This window comes from Sinorhizobium sp. CB7, from assembly GCF_041357635.1.
Taxonomy (GTDB): domain Bacteria; phylum Pseudomonadota; class Alphaproteobacteria; order Rhizobiales; family Rhizobiaceae; genus Rhizobium.
Map to the genome: position 1 here is coordinate 154,005 of NZ_JAULLL010000006.1, position 18,439 is coordinate 172,443.

Consider the following 18,439-nt stretch of genomic DNA (forward strand, 5'->3'; position numbering starts at 1 on the left):
CTATGATTTCAGACGTGTTGTCCGCCGTTGATATGGATCTCCGCGCCATTGATGTAGGACGAAGCATCGGTGCAAAGAAAATAAATGGTTCTTGCCACCTCGGTCGGTGTTCCCAGGCGGTTCATGGGAACCTGCGCGTGAACCAGTTCTGCGGTACCGGGCGAGAGAATGGCGGTGTCGATCTCGCCGGGAGCGATAGCGTTTGCCCGTATCCCATATGGACCGAATTCATGCGCGAGCTCCCGTGTCAGTGCTGCAAGCCCGGCTTTCGAAGCCGCATAGGCAACGCCTGCGAAGGGATGGACGCGCGAGCCGACAATCGACGTCACGTTGACGATGGAACCCTGCGCCGCCTTGAGCTCGGGCAGCAGTGCCCTCGCCAGCAGGGCGGTCGAAACAAGATTGACGTTCAAGACCCGGGTCCAGGTCTGAGCGTCGGTATCGGCGACGCCGAGGCGGGAACCGTCCGGCCCTTTGGGCGAAATGCCGGCATTATTGACGAGGGCCGCAAGCTTTCCGTCCGGCAACCGCGCGCGGACGGTTTCGGCAAGCTTATCGATGCCCGAAAGATCTTCGAGGTCCGCCTGAATATGACTTTCGCGGGCGGAAGGCCAGCGGCACTCTTCCGAAAAAGGCTGACGCGAAACCGTCAGGATACGCCATCCATTCTCTTGAAAGAACTTGACGGTGGCGTGACCAATTCCACGGCTGGCACCGGTTAGAAGCATGTAGTTCGCGGTCATCGATTACTCCCGCAGTACGGATCAAAGCGATATGTCGGCATGCTATCGTGCGCGCTCACCATCACAAGCGCTTTCTTCGGAGGCCGCGCGCTGGTTTCGATAAAAGGTTGTATGATTGAGGAAATAACACACTTAAATTGCGAAATTCTCATCCGCGTCAAAAATTGCATAGCGCCTATAGCGTCGAACGTCACCGCCAACTCTTGGGCATTTTGCGATAATGCACTTGCCGTCCATCGATGAAACAAGGAACAGGAGCACATCTGCTGATCTCTGCGAGGACGTCAGCGCTAGGTCCATGTAACGTGAAGACTTCCTATCTTCCGAATGCCGGCATGACCTGTTACGCGAACGGGCGCATCGGCCAGGCGGCTGGCCCCGCTCCGAGAGACAGTTCCCGATGTCAGCCGCGATGGCTTCCCGTTCTGAAAGCAACTGGACTATCTTGAGAGGTATTCCTCGGTAAAGTCGGCAGCAAGGATCGAGGCTCGCTCTCGACGTGCCGACGAAGCTGTTCAGCAATAACATCGGCAAGCGCCTTTGAACTTAGTGGCTTTTGCAACAAAGTGGTGTTCGGTAGACTTCCGAGTTGCAGCGATCCCCTGTGCTCCCGATCGGGTATCACGATAAAAACCGTGCCACGGGCAATGTTTTCGATATCACGCGCAGAATAGTGCGGCGGAACGGACAAGGCATCGATAACGATCAAGTCGGCGGTCTTTTCAGCCAGCCAATCTTTCATCTGGTCAATGTCGGAGAACCCAACCGGCTCATAACCGAGCGCCGCAACTTTCTCTTCGCTCATCGCCAAACTGCCAACGTCATGTTCAAGTAAAACGATGCGCTGACCATTCCCGAGGGGAACCTTGGTCACTTCAAAAAACTGGCTGAGAGGAATCGGTGTGAGATCCGAGTATGGGAAGTAGAGGTCGAAACATGCACCTTTCCCAATATCGCTGGTGACATTGATGCGTCCGCTCAGCCCTGTCACCAACCCATGGACCGCCGTCAGCCCAAGTCCTGAGCCACCGGATTGCTCTCTTGTGGTGAAAAACGGATCAAAGATGTGCGGCAGGACCTCGGAAGCGATACCCTTCCCATTGTCGGCAATGCGAAGGCACAGATATTTGCCGGGCTGAAGCAACCCAAGAGTAAGCGACATGACGCTGGCGACCTCGACAGTCTTGACCTCAATTTCGACTTCGACGCGCGCGTTGCCGTTGGATGCTTCCCAGGCGTTCTTGCAGAGGTTCATCATGATTTGTTGCAGTTCGACAGGATGGCCAAGCATGACGGCCCCTTCGGCCGACAGGGCGGTCCGCACCTGAAGGTTCGGAAGCGACGCTGCAATCAACGGAAGGGCATCCGCAACAGCGTCGGCCAGATTGAACGGCTCCCTCTCCTGCTCGCGATTTCGGCTAAGCGTCAGAATTTGGTTGACGATGCGCTCGGCTCGTTTTGCCGTGTCGACCATCTGTTTGACGTACGGCGTCACGGGGCCGGCCCGGCCCGCGCGTTGCATGGCCATCTCGCCATAACCAAGGATCGCGCCCAGAATGTTGTTGAACTCATGCGCGATTCCGCCCGCCAACGTACCCACTGCCTTCAGCCGCTCGGCATGCTTGAGTCGCTTTTCAAGATCCTCACGCTCCTGGCGCCTGGCATGTTGCAGTGTGGCTTGGAAGAGTGCAAAAAGACCGTTGCATAGAAGCGAGACCTCATCCTCGTTCAATTTAAGGCGAGGACGATCAAAGGCCAGCTGTAGAATGCCAACGCGTCCGAGCGGCGTTCGCACGCCTCCCACGACAGCAACTGTCATCCATTTAGGCGTGGAAATGCTTTCGCGTCTATTAGTGAGATCGACGAAATGCGACCTGCCGGCAGCAGCCTCGTCGCTGCTTGAGCCAACCTTGTTAATGAAATCCGCCTTGACTTCCGGGAGGAGCGGAAGCGGTGGTTGCTTGCTCTCGAAATACTCCACGGTCGCCCCTGTACGCGGTTCGATGAGCTCCAGGGAAAACCTGTCTGCGGCGAAAAACTTTGTGAATACGGACAGCGCCCTTACAGCTGTGGTACACACATCCTCCCTTGAGACGGCATCGTCGAATTCGTGTTGTGTTGTCCTTAGGAAGCTTTCGAAGTCCAGCCGCCGCCTCAAAAGTCGGGTTTTGTTACTTAGACGATAGGACAGGACGGCAACGTAACCCCAGAGCAGAATGGAAATGAAGCCAACTGCCATGCGACGAAAATTAGCGCTGGCGTTGGCGCGACCGTAGGCGTCGAGGAATTGCTGTTGCAATTTTCGAGCATTCCGCTCGATATCTCCAGCCTGGATCGTGCTTATCAGTTGATCGACGAAACTCAGATCCGCCAAAGCGGATCGTGTGTGTGCGCCTAGGTTGTCTAGAACTACCCTCTCGTCCGGGTTCTGAGTGGCCGTCTTGCTGAGTTCGGCCATCAAGTTCTGGCCGATTTGCCAATCCGGCTTCATCGAGAAACGCATCATTAAGTTGCTGAATTTACTCCATGATGCCACTCGGCCGTCGCTGCCCGGGTCTTGCGCAAGAAGCTCGTCGAAAACGGTCAGCGAGTTTTGTAACGATGCATTTCGACTCTTGAACTGCTCAACGAGAGCTTCATTGGTATCGATCGATGCCGCAAGCTCATTCAGGCTGCGGTTCAAACGGTCAGTATCGGTCCCAATGCGGGGCAAAAGCATCCTCAAACGGGCCACAGCCTCATGGAGCCCTTCGAACGAGGACACTATTGGGTCGTAATTGAGCAGCTGGCCAGAGCGCGCCTTGAGCACATCCTGTTGAAGATTAGCGTTCTCAAGGTCAATGATCCTCAACGTTGTGACGATCGAGTCATGCGTAGCCCTATTGGGCACCTGCTCAAGAGCAATCAGTGCGAAGATTGTCGCGCCAAAAATGGCGAGGACAAAAGCCCGGGCTTCATGAAACAGAATGGATTTTTTATATGCTGCGTGTAGCTGCATCGGAGATCACTGGTGTCGCAATGGCGACTTGCGTTACGAGCCATATTGCATCTCCAGACCGGCCAAGTCCTGATCAGGCTCTCGCAGGAATTCATAAAGGCACTGGTCTTCGTCAACAACGATAATCGTGTTACGTCCGTAACCAGCGCTCATTGGAGTGCCGCGCGAGCCAAGCGATTGCCTTTATATACATAACACGTTATATAAACTGTAATTCAACTGAGGAACCGGCGATGGTCGAGGACGTTGTCCGAACTCTTGGCTTTCTGTGCATGGGTAGCCGCTTGCGGCGTATCGGAGAGAGGTTACAGGCCGATACGCAGCAAATCATGGATCAGGCAGGCATAGGCATACAGGCGGGCCAATATCCGTTTCTTGCCGCGATCGATCGGTCTGGACCTCTGACGATCGGAGAACTTGCGCAGGCGGTCGGCATCACCCAGCCAGGCGCGACGCGCACCGTCGGCCAACTTCTCGAACTCGGCTTTATCGACATGCAACCAGCCCCGGAAGATCAGCGACGCAGGCTCGTCTCATTGACGGACAAGGGAGAGGATCTTGTCGAATTTTCAAAGAAGTCCGTCTGGCCTCGCATTGCGGCCGCCGTCGCGGATCTTTGCGGCGATCTTGATGGACCGATCCTTGAGCAACTCGCAGTGATCGAGGACGGGCTTGCGGAAACGCCGCTCGCGCGCCGCGGAATACCAAAGGAGGAGGGAAGATGACGCATATTCTCGACCGCCCGGTCTGGAGCGCCCTGGAAACCGCCCATGCCCATCTCGCGGAGGGTGACAAGGCCGCGCGACGCTACCCGCCATCCATTGTTCCCTTCGCGGCGTCCGCAGACCATGCGCCCGAAAGTCTCGAAGCTCTGGCAAACCTCCCGTCAGCCGACGAGAGCATGGCGCTTGTCGAGGCAGGCCCCATTGTCATTCCGCCCAGTCTGATGGTCGTTTTGGAGGGCCCGCTCGTCCAGATGATCGCCGAACGGCCACATGAACGGATCACAGATCCGCGTATCCAGCCGCTGACCGAGACCGATGCTGCCGAGATGCTGGCGCTTGCAACATTGACAAAGCCTGGACCCTTTACCCTGCGCGCCCAGGCCCTCGGGACCTTCTGGGGTATCAAGATCGAAGGACGCCTTGTGGCGATGGCAGGGCAGCGGCTGCGGCAGACGGGGTTTACGGAGCTTAGCGGTCTTTGCACGCATCCCGATTTCCAAGGAGGCGGCCTTGGCACCCTGCTCTTCCGCTTCGTTGCCGGCGAAATTGCTTCCAGGGGCGAGACGGCTTATCTGCATGCCTATGCAACGAACACGCCTGCGATCTCACTCTATAAGACACTTGGCTTCACGTTGCGATCCGAGATGAACCTCCGTGTAGTCAGAACACGAGCAGTGCGGTCGCGATCATGCGTGTCATCGATTTGATGGCCACATGAGGGAGACGACGCGTGCGGCGACTGCTCTCTCGAGTTGTCAGCTCGAGGTGATCATCCGCACCCAGCGGCCGAGCATGCGCATTTGATTCACGGCTTTGCGACGCGCTTCCATTGCGACGCGACGCCGACATGGCGGATGATGTCATCGGTACAGCCATCTCTTCGCCTCGGAACGACTGTATCAAAGATTATGATATATTCCGAATTTTTCGTTGACATCCAAGGGGACGTGGCCAATTATCACCTGCGTTGCAGCCGATGGGGAGATCGGCTGAACACTGGGAGGATACGGCATGTTATCGAGGAGAACATTCATTCTGCTCGCCGGTACGTTTCTTGCGAGCAGGCCGTCTTTTGCACAAACCTCAACTCCAACATCAGATGTGCCCCGCGAGCAGCTTCTCATCCTTGAGAATCCTGAAGGCACGATCAAGAATGCCGGATGGTTCAACATCTGGGCGATCAATGCCGGTGGCCAATCGACCGGTCTCCATCAGAATGCGATGGACACATTCTGGTATATCGATGCCGACCACGGGATTGATGGCGTCTGGGATAATTCGCTCGCGTCGGAAAAGCCGATCTACAACACCGATTTCACCGAGATGACGGTGAAGCTTCGCCCGGGGATCTTCTGGAGCGACGGCGTGGAGTTTACTGCCGATGATGTCGTCTTCACGGTGGAGACCCATCTCAAGACAAATGGGCTGCGATGGAGCGCGCCGATACAGGTCAACGTCGCCTCCATAGAGAAGAAGAGCCCCACGGAAGTTCTTTTCAAGTTAAAAAAACCGAATTCACGCTTCCACGCGCTGTTTACCGTGCGATGGAACGCGATGTGGATGATGCCGAAGCACGTGTTCGAGAAGGTCGACGACGTCTTGAAATACGACTTCAACCCGCCGGTGTCGCTTGGCGCCTACACGCTGAAGAATTACGACCAGGGCGGCAAATGGTTCATCTGGCAGAAGCGTGACGACTGGCAACGAACGACGGTGGCTCGTTTCGGCGAACCAGGCCCGAAATATCTCGCCTATACCGATCCAGGTCCTCCGGAAAAGCGCGTGATCGAGCAGCGCAACCACCGGCTCGATGTCATTCACGACACGTCGCCGGAAGGTATGTTCACGCTCGCCAAGGAATCGCCCTCTTCGACAAGCTGGTTCAAGGGCTTTCCCTACGCGCATCCCGATCCGACGCTGCCGGCAGTCATTTTCAACCACCGCCTCGAGAAATTCCAAAACAAGGACGTTCGCTGGGCCTTGGCGCTCCTCATCGACATCAAGGCGGTCAGCATGGCGTCCTATCGCGGCGCTGCGACGATTTCCGCCTTGGGCGTACCTCCGACTGGATTGTATCCGAAATATTATTTCGATCCGATGGAGAGCTGGCTCGCGAGCTTCGAAGTCGATACCGGCAAGCGCAAGATCAAGCCTTACGATCCGACCATCGGCAAGCAGATTGCAGACATGCTTCGACCATCGATGAAGGATCAGATCCCCTCAAGCCCGGAAGAGATTGCGACCGCGATCGGCCGCGGGTGGTGGAAACCCGACCGGGAGGCTGCGACGGAATTGCTTGAGAAGGCCGGCTTCACCAAGCAGGGCGGCAAATGGCATCAGCCGGACGGCAAGCCGTTCTCCGTCAAAGTCATGGTTGAAGGCGACCTGAGGCCGGTGATGACGCGTGCCGGTTCCATCATCGTTCAGCAGTGGCGCCAGTTCGGTATCGATGCCAATATCGATGTTGCCCAAGGAACGCTGATAGACCGCCGCGGCGTGGGAGATTTCGATACCTTCATCGGCTGGAGCGTCGAGACCTGGGGCGGTCATCCCGACCTGTCGTTCTTCTTGGACAGCTGGCATTCACAATTCGTGGCCGAAATCGGAAAGGTGCAGCCGCCACGCAACTGGCAACGCTGGTCAGAACCACGTCTCGACAAAATCATCGAAGAAATCAGGACGATCGACTTCGATGATCCACGCGGCATCGAACTTGGCCTGGACTATCTGAAGCTCGCCGCGGAAGAGATGCCGACCATTCCGTTGATGTCCTACAACGTGTTCACCGTGATGGATACGACGTACTGGACCGGGTATCCCAACGCCGCCGATGCGCCTTACACGGATCCGGTGCCGAATTGGGCCAACACCAAATATATGATGGTGAAGCTGAAGCCTGCGAAATCGACCCAATAGCCCAAGGCTGTGTCCGCCGCGCTGGGGAGGAAGAATCCATCCTCCCCAGCGCGATATCGTCAAGTCGAAGTTGGGTGACATATGCGATCATACGCTCTCCACGTCGGCAAGCGCTTCTTGCAGTTCGCGCTGGTGGTCTTCATCGGCATCAGCCTGACATTCTTCATCACGCATCTGACGCCGGTTGATCCGGTCGAACATGCGGTGGCGCAGGTGAGTTCCTTCGGATTTTCGAGCCCGGAATCGATTGAGCTTCTTCGTCAGTCTCTGCGTGAGCTTTACGGAACGGGCGACGGGTTATGGACGCAATATCTCATATTCTGGAAACGGCTGGCCCTTCTCGATTTTGGCCCATCACTGTCGGCTTTTCCGACCCCGGTCACAGTTCTGATCGGAAATGCCCTGCCCTGGACGATCGGCCTTCTGACGGTTTCGACGCTTCTGAGCTGGCTGCTCGGCAATCTTCTCGGCGGCCTTGCCGGCTACTACCACCGCAACCGGCTACTGAGGATCATTGGCGTCATTACGATGGGCGTACATCCGGTCCCCTATTACATCGTCGCCTTCGTGTTGCTGATCGCGTTCACGTTCGTGTTGCCGTTGCTGCCAAGCTCCGGTGGTTACGAGATGAACCTCCAGCCGGGATGGACGCCGACATTCATTGGAAGCGTTCTGCTGCATTCGATTCTCCCGTCGCTATCGCTCATGCTGGTCGGCATCGGCGGCTGGTTCATGGGCATGCGGGCGCTGGTATCCAATATCATCACCGATGATTACGTGGTCTACGCGGAACTGGCGGGGGTTCCCCGCAGACGCGTCCTCCGGTCCTATATCATGCGCAACGCGTTCATGCCGCAGATCACCGGTCTTGCCATGTCCATCGGCGCAATCTTCAACGGCGCCGTCATTACCGAGCAGGTGTTCGGCTATCCGGGAATTGGCCGGTTGCTCGTCGATGCGGTGCACGCCGCCGACTATTCACTCGTGCTCGGCATAGCCTCGATTTCGATTATCTCAGTCTCCGCGGCGGTGTTCCTGATCGACATTTTCTACCCGCTGATCGATCCGCGCGTGCAGGTGCAGCAATGATCAGCATCGTTCGAGATCTCTTCCGCTATAACGGCGAATTCGCAGTCGGCGCCATCATCATGGCGGTCATCGTTGCGATCTCGCTTGCGTCCTTCTTCTCGCCTTATCAACCGATTGATTCCTATGTCGTCGCCATGGACATGCCGCCCTCGCTGGAGTTTACATTCGGCACGAATTCGCGTGGACAGGACGTCTTCTGGCAGCTGACGTTCGCGCTCAGAAATACGCTGACCTTCGGCTTCGTCGTTGCCTTGATCAGCCGCATCCTGTCGCTCATCATCGGCCTGGTCTCGGGTTATGTCGGCGGGATAGTCGACCGCGTCCTGATGTCGATAAACGACACCTTCATCGTCATCCCGCTCTTTCCCTTGCTGGTGCTCCTCTACTTCGTCCTGCGGGATGACATGACGTGGTTCACTCTTGCCCTGGTCATGTCCGGCTTGGGTTGGTCATACGATGCCAGGCTCATCCGCTCGATGATGATCAGCCTGAGGACCCGGGAGTTTACCAACACGAGTATCTTCTCCGGGATGTCGATGCGCCGGATCGTGACGGAAGAGCATCTGCCTTACGTCCTGCCGATCGTTTTCTCGACGTTCATGAACAACATGAACTGGTCGATCGGCCTCGAGATCACGCTCGCCGTTCTTGGTTTCACCGATGTCGAGACACCGACGATCGGCGGCATGATCTTCTGGGCGAACCAGCACAGTGCGATGGTCTCGGGTGTCTGGTGGTGGTACTTCTTTCCGACCGCTTTCGTGACGCTGACCTTTATCGGTCTGTTTCTCCTGTCGATCTCGATGAACGAATACATCGATCCCCGCAGCCGACTGAGCCGGATGGGGAAATCCTGATGGCCGCCGGACAGCCAGCCAACCAACCGGAGAATGCGGTCCTGTGGACACAGGATCTGCGCGCCTATTACCGGATGAGCTATTTCGGTATCGACCGGGAGGTGCGTGCCGTCGACTCCGTGACGATGCATGTGCGGCGCAACGAGATCTACGGGCTCGCAGGCGAATCGAGCTGCGGCAAGACCAGCTTGATCAGGACGATTGCCGGTGCAATCAGACCTCCCCTCGATATCGTCGGCGGCTCGGTCAGATATGCATTCCTCGACCGGGATTTGTACGAGCTCAAGCCGCAGGAACGGGACTCCATTCGGTGGCGACATCTGTCTTACATCATGCAAGGCTCGATGAACGTGTTGAATCCGGTCAGACGGATTGAGCGCTCCTTTGAGGACTTCGCATTTCGCCATATGGGCCTGACAAAGCCGGCATTCATCGAGGCTGTAAGAGCGCATCTGGAACGATTGCGCCTGCCCGCCGATATTCTGCGCGCCTACCCGCATGAGCTGTCAGGCGGCATGCGCCAGCGCGTCTGCATCGCGCTCGCGACAGTCTGTCGGCCCGAATTCATCATCGCGGACGAACCGACGACGGCGCTCGATGTGGTCGTGCAGAAGGACGTGCTCGCGATGATCAGGGAGACACAGCGCGAATTCGGATCATCGATGGTTTTCGTGACGCATGACCTGACGGTGCACGCAAACATCGCCGACCGTCTTGGCATCATGTATGCAGGGCGCCTCGTTGAAGAGGGTCGGACAGCAGACGTTTTTGCAAATCCGATGCATCCCTATACCGCTCATCTGATCGCCAGCCTGCCGCGCATCGGCGAGGTCAACACGCGCGAAGCACTACCCGGCTCGCCGCCGAATCTGGCCGCGCCGCCGACAGGATGCCGCTTCCACCCTCGATGCCCTCTGGCGATGGATATATGCCGTCGCGAGAACCCACCGCTGGCAACGCTGGCGCCTGATCACCGCGTTGCCTGTTTTGCCGCCAGCCCGAGCTTCGACGCGCAGTCATCGGTCAGCGAGCAAACAAACCTGCCCGTAACGTCGGAGGCGACGCCATGAGCCAGATGCTTCTGAATGTCAGCCACGTCAGCAAGACCTATGCGCGCGGCGGTATTTTCGGGCGCAAGGTATTTCGAGCCGTGAACGACGTCAGCTTCAGTCTCGCGGGTGAACGGCCCGAAGTCCTCACGATCATCGGCGAATCCGGCAGCGGCAAGACGACGCTCGCACGCATGGTGCTGAGGATGACCGCGCCGACCGTGGGCGAAATCCGCTTCAAGGGGCAGGACATTTCGGCTATCCGCAATCGTACAGCGCGGCTGGCCTTCATGAAGGAAGTGCAGCCGATCTTTCAAAACCCATTCGAAGCCTTCAATCCGCTCAGACAGGTCGAGCGTTATCTCCTGATGACAGCACGGAGCTTTACGGGCGCGAAAACGCAATCCGATATGGAACAAGCCGCAGACACCGCTTTGCAGAAGGTCGGCCTGTCCATGGCGGAAGTACGGGGCCGTTTCCCGCATGAACTGTCCGGCGGCCAGCTTCAGCGCGTGGCCATCGCGCGAGCATTGATCTCCGGACCTTCGCTCATCATAGCCGACGAGCCGGTATCGATGGTGGACGCCTCGCTTCGCATGTCCATCGTCAACCTGTTCAAAACCCTGCGCGATGAACTCAAGGTATCGATCATCTACATCACGCACGATCTCGCGACCGCCTACTCCATCAGCGACAGCATCGCGATCATGCAGAAGGGTCAGATGGTCGAAAGCGGTCCGGCCCGCAAGGTGCTCGACAACCCCACGCATGCCTATTCGCAATTGCTGAAAAATTCAGTGCTCTCGCCCGACCCTTTGGGCAAGGGCGTGCTCACCGGCTCCAGTGTTGCAACACGGCAAGCGCGAGAAGCCCCACCGCAGGGTCACGCCCCACTAGATCCCGTCCGCCTCGAATGAGCGGGCGACATCGTAATCAACTCCCAATCGTCCAACCCAAGATCGGTATCGTCTCATGCTTACAGCTAAAGTGCGTTTCGACAGAGACTTCATCATCGGAGAGACCGACAGGCGCCTGTTCGGCGCCTTCGTGGAGCATCTCGGCCGCTGTGTCTATGGCGGCATCTTCGAGCCCGGGCATCCCAACGCTGACGAAAAAGGTTTCCGCAGAGATGTCCTCGACCTCGTGCGCGAACTTGCGCCGACGATCATGCGCTATCCGGGTGGCAATTTCGTTTCCGGATACAATTGGGAAGACGGCGTAGGTCCGGTCGAAAAACGGCCCCGCCGCCTGGACCTTGCCTGGAAATCCGTCGAGACGAACCAGTTCGGCACGAATGAATTTCTGGACTGGTGCCGTCTGGCGGATATCGAGCCGATGCTGGCGGTCAATCTCGGCACTCGTGGACCTGACGAGGCGCGTCACTATCTGGAATACTGCAACCATCCCTCGGGAACGCTACTCTCCGACCTGCGGCGCAAGCATGGTTGGGAAAAGCCCCATAGCGTGAAATTCTGGTGCCTGGGCAATGAGATGGACGGCGCCTGGCAGATGGGAGCAAAGACCGCGGAGGAATATGGCCGCATCGCCGTCGAAGCGGCCAAACTGATGAAACTCACTGACCCGACCATCGAACTGGCCGCCTGCGGCTCGTCCGGGCGCAAAATGGCAACCTTCGGCGAATGGGAGCGGGTCGTCCTCGAGCACACCTTCGACCACGTCGAGTTCATTTCGCTGCACACCTATTTCAACAACTATGCCGACGACACGCCTTCCTTCCTCGCCAGCCCGGACCTGATGGACAGCTTCATCGAGGAGGTCGTCGCAATCGCGGACGCGGTCGCGGCGCGCCGCAGATCGCAGAAGCGGATCATGCTGAGTTTCGACGAATGGAACGTCTGGTATCGCACGCGTCGCGGCGAAAAGAGCCGCGTGCAAGGCGGCTGGCCGGTCGCGCCCGCCATTCTCGAGGAACAGTATAATATGCAGGACGCCCTCGTCTTCGGCGGCGCCTGCATCTCGCTACTCAACCACGCCGATCGGGTGAAAGCGGGCTGCCTCGCACAATTGGTCAACGCCATCGCACCAATCATGACCGAAACCGGCGGCCCCGCCTGGCGGCAGACGATCTTCTGGCCGTTTGCCGATTTCAGCAATCTCGGCAGAGGCCGCGTCCTGAACGCCCACGTGGAATCGCCCACATACGGAACCCGATACTACGACCCAACTCATACCGAAGAGCTCTATGACACGATCGACGACGTTCCATATTTGAAATTCTCCGCCGTTCATTCCGAGAGCGATGGAACAGTGACCCTGTTCATCCTGAACCGCCATTTATCGGAAAAGATCACGATCGACCTCGAAGCGACGGGTTTCGGAACGCTGACAAGGCAAGCCGCACACGAACTGCGTCATGCAGATCTGCTTGCGGTCAATACAAGGGATAATCCGAACGAGGTCAAACCGGTCAATTTTGACGCCATTGAGGTTGCCGACGGAGATCTGCGGGTCACGGTATCGCCGGCTTCATGGACCGTCGTCCGCCTCAAATCTTCTACCTCAGGCACGCACTAAAACATTCTGCGTTCAAGTGAATTCACTTGAACGCAGAAGGGCTTCTCAGAGGAGCTAGTGCTCGAGGTAGAGGCGCATCACGATATCCTGGTCGTAGTTTCCAAAACCGCGGCCAAAAATGTTGACTCCGCCCGGATGGCGTGCGTGCGGCTCGATGCCGATCTTCATGCGGATCGAGTGATGTTCGGACAAGCCTATATCGCTGACCGTCACGTCCGAAATATGGACTCCATCGATGTAGGATCCGGTCTTAGTGACGCGCCATGTCTTGAGTTTGCCGTATTGCGACCCTTCGAGCTTCCACCAGGCGGGGGTGAAAACGCCCCGCTTGTCGCCGTAGTCGCCCGGTGACGTCCAGGTGCCGATACGATGGTCGTTGAGCCAGAGGGTAATATCCGAGGGCCAGTTGAGATTCGTACCGGGAACTTCGGACGATAACTCCATCGAAAATTCCACCATTTCGACGCGGGAATTCAGGAGCTTTGCGTTGTTGGGAAACTTGTATTCGACGTGACCTCGGCCAAACCATAGAAGGCCGGCCTGCACCCTGCCCGGGTCCAGGAAGAAGTCAGGGACATCCAGCAATCCTATCACGCCTTCGGTCGAGCAAAGCCCGCAGGGTGCATTCACCTCGCAGCCCGTGAAAAGACCGAGCGGCATGGCGACTTCGACCTCGTTTTTTTTGCGCTTCTGCGACTCTGCCTGGAACCGGAAAATGATCTCCTCGTATTTCGCAGTGCAGATCTTCTGATGACCTTTCCGCCCTTTGATGGACTGGGTTTCTATCAGACCGGCCTGTTCCATGATCTGGATATTCGTTGCAATCGTCGACTGCGGCAAAGACAAAGCAAGACTGATTTCATTGACATTCAGCTTCCCTCTGTCATGCAGCAGTTGCAGGATGTCCAGGCGGACGGGTGAAGCCAGTCCCCTGATAACCTCAGGACCGGTCTCTGAAGTAACTGTGAGAAAATTAGGCTTCATTTCGTCGATTCGTATTGCCCCGAAAGCTCTTTGTATCAGGAAATCTGATATAATGAAGAGGTAAAGACGCTGGACATAATTGGCGACGCAGCCGCTTTTCCCGATCGCCGGCATTTCTCACTACGCGAGTTGATGATCGAGCGGCTCAAAGCAATCTGTCAACGCGATGAATGTCGCCTACGGGCAATGACTATCCCAGCAGGTGACCGTACAGCGTTAGCTTTTGAAATCGGTCGAAACGGGCGATGGCGGAAGAGAGTGGGGGTCGAACCCACCAAAGGCCGTCTCTCGGCCCCTCCCGGATTTGAAGTCCGGACGCCCCACCGGGGACGCATCTCCTCCAGAAACAACATCTTCACCGGAAATACTATTCGTTATATTGCCAAAGAGGTCCAGACGGCTGCGATCGACGCGGCGCAAATCGCCGCGACGCGACGTGACGCGATGGCGATCGAAAAAATCGAGGATCTGGATCGCCACCTTGCGGCCGTTTTCGACGCGATCGCGAAACTGCATGGCCGTGAACCACCCTTTATCGTCCGCTGCGCTGATCTCGGCGATAATTGCGACCATCTCCCCGACTGTCTCGCGCAAAAAGAAATGATCGTGCGCAACCTCGTGCACTTTCCCCATGCGGCTGCCGAGCTTCAGCAGCCGGCGCACCTGCTGCTCCGGAACTGCCAGCAATGTGGCAATATCGCGGACGCGCGGCGGGCGAAACCGCTCGCCGCCGCCGAGCAGCCGCGCAATGTCGTTCCAGAGCCGCTCGTCGGCCACGGTCATCGTCACCTGATGACCGGCGAGCCTGACCCAGGCTCCGTCCAGAACAACGCCTCCTTCGCGCGCAAGATCCTTCAGAGCTGCGAGAAACGCCGGTACCGGCAGACGCAGATCGAGCTGCGTCCGGAGCAATTCGATGCCCATCCCCGGCAGATCCGGGTTGTCCGCATGGAAGCTCTGGAGGCGCTTCAGAAGGCTGCCGCAGAATGTCTTCCATCGTTCCGACAACATCGCCAGCACGGTGCCATCCACAGACAATTGCTTCACATCGAGCGTTTCAACCAAGGCGCTGGCGTACGCTATCGAGAGTGCCCGGTCGCGGGCGAAGGCGGCAATGTCGATATAGAACGGGTGCACCGCAAGGAGCGCCTCGAATACGCGGTCCGGATCAACCAAAGAATATGCATCGAGCTGCGCCATCCGCTCCGGCGTGCGCCGCTTGCGGGCCGGAGCACGCAAATCCAGAAACCGGCCGCCGCCGATCGTACGCCGAGCCGAGGTATCGCGAACAACGTAACGATCGCCGACAGCCGCTGCGATCGGCCGGTCGAGGACAAGCTGCACCAGGCCGCCTGCGCCAGGGGCTAAGGGCTGCTCGGCCAACAGGACGATACGGGCACCGACCTCCGCCGATGCGTGGTGAAGCCGCACGGGGAACCAATGGCCGATCGGCTTCGGCTCGGAACCGAGTACACGCAACGTCGCGTCTATCCGGCCTGTCGGAGCATGCAGGCTCTGGTCGCACACGACATCGCCGCGATTGAGCACCGCTTTCGTTATGCCCTGGCCGACGAGGTTGAGAGCGCAGCGATCGCCCGCGCGCCCGTTTTCGCTCGGCCTGTTCTGCGCATGGATCGAGCGAATGCGCGCGGTAAGGCCAGAAGGACTGACGATCACATGATCCTCGACCGATACCGCGCCCGAAAGGACAGTTCCGGTGACGATCGTGCCCGCCCCTTGAATCGTGAAGGAACGATCAACAGTCAGACGAAAACGCCCTGTCGTCTGCCGCCGCGTAAATCGGCGGGCCGCTTCGACGATCTCGTTTCGCAACGCCGCGATACCCCGGCCTGAAACCGTCGAAACCGCTATCATGGGAGCAGTGCCAAGTGCGGAGCCGGCGACTTCCTTCCGGACTATGGCTTCAATCTCGGCAAAGCGATCTTTCTGCACGAGATCGGCTTTGGTCAGAGCGACAATGCCATGCTCGACACCGAGAAGATCCACGATGGCGAGATGTTCGCGTGTCTGCGGCATGACCCCGTCATCGGCCGCCACCACCAGCAGGACGAAATCGACGCCGCTGGCACCGGCAAGCATTGTATGGATGAATTTCTCGTGCCCGGGTACATCGACAAAGCCAACCGTCTCCGCCCCATCTACCGGCATATAGGCAAAGCCCAGATCGATCGAAATGCCGCGATCCTTTTCCTCCTTCAGCCGGTCCGTATCGACACCAGTCAGCGCCTGAACAAGGGAGGTCTTGCCATGATCGATATGGCCCGCGGTGCCGATGATCATGAGCTGGCCCCTTTACCGGCGTCATGGGCAGGAACCGCCATTTCCGACAACGGCATTTTCGCGCGGCGTTCGGCCAGCGCCAGTTCATCCGCATCGAGCGCCGCACGTACAGCGTCGAAGAAGGGTGCCGCAAGCGCACTGCCACCTTCACGCGCCCGGAGCAGCCAGGCGAAGGCCTCGACGGAGTCGCGAGCGATACCGCTTCCCAAATGACAGGCCGCTCCGAACATCGCCTGTCCGTCGGCATCGCCGGCCATTGCACCGCGCTGCCACCAGCAAACCGCCTCGACGGGATCGCGCGGCACGCCGATGGCATTGTGATAAAGCATCCCCAACCGCGTCATTGCGGCGGCAAAGCCATTTTTTGCAGCAGCAAGCGCCCATCGGTGAGCCTCTGCAAAATCGGGCTCGATGACGTCGCCCTCAAGCAGCATCCAGCTCAGCATATCCTGAGCTTCGCCATCGCCCTGTTCGGCCGCTGCCCGGTAGAGCGCTGCTGCCCGTTCGTAGTCCGGCTCCATACCCTCCCCCTTGAACAGGAGGGAGGCAAGGTTGCGTTGCCCGACCCGGTCGCCGGCCTCGGCTGACAATGTCAGCCAGCGACAGGCAAGCCTCGCATTCCGGGCAACACCCAGTCCGCCGGCAAAGCATGCGCCGATATTGTTTTGAGCCCGCGCATTCCCTGCCCGTGCGAGAGGCTCCCAGATGGCAAGCGCCGTCGCGTAGTCGCCCCGCTCCGCTGCGGCAAGCGCGGTCGTCATCCGCGCTTCGGAGCGAGAGAGATTGTCGGCTGGTTTTGGCAGGAAACGGCTAAGAAGATTCATCAGGACCTCCTGCCATCGCCATATCAAGGCTCATGAAGTTGACCACGAACCCTTCCTCATCTTCGAGACAGCGCAAATCCAGCACCAGAGAGCCGCGTTCGACACGACCAATAACTGGCATCGGGAGCCGCCTGAACGCCGCTGCCAGATCGCCAAGCAGTCGCCCGCCACCGTCAATTGGCGCCAGTGCGAGCCCGATGCTCGAAATCGTGGAGAGCGGCAGCGCGCCGGAGCCGATCTGGCTTTCGCATCCGATGACAGAAACATGGAAGACACCGTTCAATGCGCGCTCCACGACCGGTAACAACCGTCTCGCCTGCGCATCGACGTCAATCTGAGAACGGGTAAGCAGCCGCAGCGTCGGAAGGCGTTCGATCAGACGGTCCGGATCACGGTAAAGCTTCAGCGTCGCTTCAAGAGCAGCAAGCCTCATCTTATCGACTCTGAGGGCACGCTTCATTGGGTTCTTGTTGATCGTTTCGATGAAGGTACGGCGCCCGACGATGAAGCCTGCCTGTGGTCCGCCAAGCAGCTTGTCGCCGGAAAAGGTGACGATGTCGGCACCCTCATCAATCGCTTCGCGGACGGTCGGTTCGTGCGCGAGCCCGAAGCGGACAAGGTCGATCAGGGTCCCGGAACCGAGATCGTTCACGAGCGGCACACCCTTGTCGTGGGCGATCGCCGACAATTCGCGTGCCCCCACTTCCTTCGTAAAGCCCTCGATCCGGTAGTTGGATGTATGGACCTTCAGTATCACGCCCGTGTCTGGGCCAATGGCATCCCTGTAGTCCCTGGCGTGGGTTCGGTTCGTGGTGCCGACTTCGACGAGACGGACGCCGGAGCGTTGCATGATATCAGGCATGCGGAACGCACCGCCGATCTCGATCAGTTCGCCCCGCGAGACGATCGCCTCCCGGCCAGCCGCAAGGCTGTTCAACACCAGCAGGACGGACGCGGCATTATTATTGACGACGGTCGCATCCTCTGCCCCTGTCAATTCGCAAATAAGAGCGCGCAGATGATCGTCCCGTTCGCCACGTTTGCCGTTCTCGAGGTCGAACTCAAGCGCAACGGCCTCGCGCATCGCCGTTGTCGCGGCATCGATCGCCGCTTCCGCAAGCATGGCCCTGCCAAGGTTGGTGTGAAGCACCGTCCCGGTCAGGTTGAACACCGGGCGCAGCGTCGAGCGGTCGGCGGCATCCAGCCTCGAAAGCGCTGCCGTCGCGACCTCGTCGCGGGAGGGTATGTCTTGGCCTTGCCGCACTTTGTCCCGGGCTTCGGAAAGGATGGCGCGGATCGCGTTCGTGACCGCCGACCGGCCGAAACATTCGATCGCCCCAGCGGCGGCTGCGGTCTTCAGGACCTGGTCAACCGATGGGATATCCCGCAATCTGGCGCTGGCGTCCAACTTTTCTCCT

The 18,439-nt window shown here is 58.3% G+C and carries 13 protein-coding genes, 1 tRNA gene and 1 pseudogene; 8 read left to right on the forward strand and 7 right to left on the reverse strand.

The features are described 5' to 3' along the window. Positions 1-8 precede the first annotated feature (8 nt). A complete protein-coding gene (locus AAE029_RS13320) occupies positions 9-743 on the reverse strand; it encodes an SDR family NAD(P)-dependent oxidoreductase (protein ID WP_371073330.1) in 735 nt (244 codons plus the stop codon). 403 nt (positions 744-1,146) lie between these two features. Beyond that, positions 1,147-3,741 carry a two-component system VirA-like sensor kinase gene (locus AAE029_RS13325; protein ID WP_371073331.1) on the reverse strand — a complete coding sequence of 865 codons (2,595 nt, stop codon included), beginning with the start codon at positions 3,739-3,741 and terminating at the stop codon, positions 1,147-1,149. 233 nt (positions 3,742-3,974) lie between these two features. Between AAE029_RS13325 and AAE029_RS13330 the strand changes: the two genes are divergently transcribed. The 8 genes from AAE029_RS13330 (at position 3,975) to AAE029_RS13365 (ending at position 12,912) form a co-directional block, all read left to right on the forward strand. Further along, entirely contained in the window at positions 3,975-4,466 is a 492-nt protein-coding gene (locus AAE029_RS13330) for a MarR family winged helix-turn-helix transcriptional regulator (protein WP_371073332.1), read from the forward strand. After that, positions 4,463-5,173: a GNAT family N-acetyltransferase gene (locus tag AAE029_RS13335; protein WP_371073333.1), complete on the forward strand. Its 711-nt coding sequence runs from the start codon at positions 4,463-4,465 to the stop codon at positions 5,171-5,173. The genes AAE029_RS13330 and AAE029_RS13335 overlap by 4 nt, the downstream gene beginning before the upstream one ends. Before the next feature lie 304 nt (positions 5,174-5,477). After that, entirely contained in the window at positions 5,478-7,382 is a 1,905-nt protein-coding gene (locus tag AAE029_RS13340; protein WP_371073334.1) for an ABC transporter substrate-binding protein, read from the forward strand. Positions 7,383-7,463: 81 nt separating this feature from the next. Then, complete coding sequence (locus AAE029_RS13345; protein WP_371073335.1) at positions 7,464-8,471, forward strand: ABC transporter permease; 1,008 nt, start codon at positions 7,464-7,466, stop codon at positions 8,469-8,471. After that, the gene (locus AAE029_RS13350) at positions 8,468-9,328 is read left to right on the forward strand and encodes an ABC transporter permease (RefSeq protein ID WP_371073336.1); all 861 of its coding nucleotides are present in this window, start codon (positions 8,468-8,470) and stop codon (positions 9,326-9,328) included. The genes AAE029_RS13345 and AAE029_RS13350 overlap by 4 nt, the downstream gene beginning before the upstream one ends. Further along, positions 9,328-10,398, forward strand: a complete 1,071-nt coding sequence (locus tag AAE029_RS13355; RefSeq protein WP_371073337.1) for an ABC transporter ATP-binding protein — start codon at positions 9,328-9,330, stop codon at positions 10,396-10,398. The genes AAE029_RS13350 and AAE029_RS13355 overlap by 1 nt, the downstream gene beginning before the upstream one ends. Further along, complete coding sequence (locus AAE029_RS13360) at positions 10,395-11,294, forward strand: ABC transporter ATP-binding protein (protein ID WP_371073338.1); 900 nt, start codon at positions 10,395-10,397, stop codon at positions 11,292-11,294. Before AAE029_RS13355 ends, AAE029_RS13360 begins: the two co-directional genes overlap by 4 nt. A gap of 55 nt (positions 11,295-11,349) precedes the next feature. Further along, complete coding sequence (locus AAE029_RS13365; protein WP_371073339.1) at positions 11,350-12,912, forward strand: alpha-N-arabinofuranosidase; 1,563 nt, start codon at positions 11,350-11,352, stop codon at positions 12,910-12,912. A gap of 54 nt (positions 12,913-12,966) precedes the next feature. On the opposite strand, the gene AAE029_RS13370 is transcribed toward AAE029_RS13365, so the two are convergent. From AAE029_RS13370 to selA, 5 genes and pseudogenes are all read right to left on the reverse strand, one after another. Next, positions 12,967-13,896 (reverse strand): ArsR/SmtB family transcription factor, encoded by a 930-nt coding sequence (locus AAE029_RS13370; protein WP_371073340.1) that lies wholly within the window; start codon positions 13,894-13,896, stop codon positions 12,967-12,969. A gap of 246 nt (positions 13,897-14,142) precedes the next feature. Further along, a tRNA-Sec gene (locus AAE029_RS13375) sits at positions 14,143-14,238 on the reverse strand. A 129-nt stretch (positions 14,239-14,367) separates the two neighbouring features. Next, positions 14,368-16,197: pseudogene (gene selB, locus AAE029_RS13380) on the reverse strand (selenocysteine-specific translation elongation factor); the annotation flags it as partial. Next, positions 16,194-16,958 (reverse strand): tetratricopeptide repeat protein, encoded by a 765-nt coding sequence (locus tag AAE029_RS13385; protein ID WP_371073516.1) that lies wholly within the window; start codon positions 16,956-16,958, stop codon positions 16,194-16,196. The gene AAE029_RS13385 and the pseudogene selB, both read right to left, overlap by 4 nt. A gap of 49 nt (positions 16,959-17,007) precedes the next feature. Then, positions 17,008-18,429, reverse strand: coding sequence for an L-seryl-tRNA(Sec) selenium transferase (gene selA, locus AAE029_RS13390; protein WP_371073341.1), 1,422 nt, complete (start codon positions 18,427-18,429; stop codon positions 17,008-17,010). Positions 18,430-18,439: the final 10 nt, after the last annotated feature.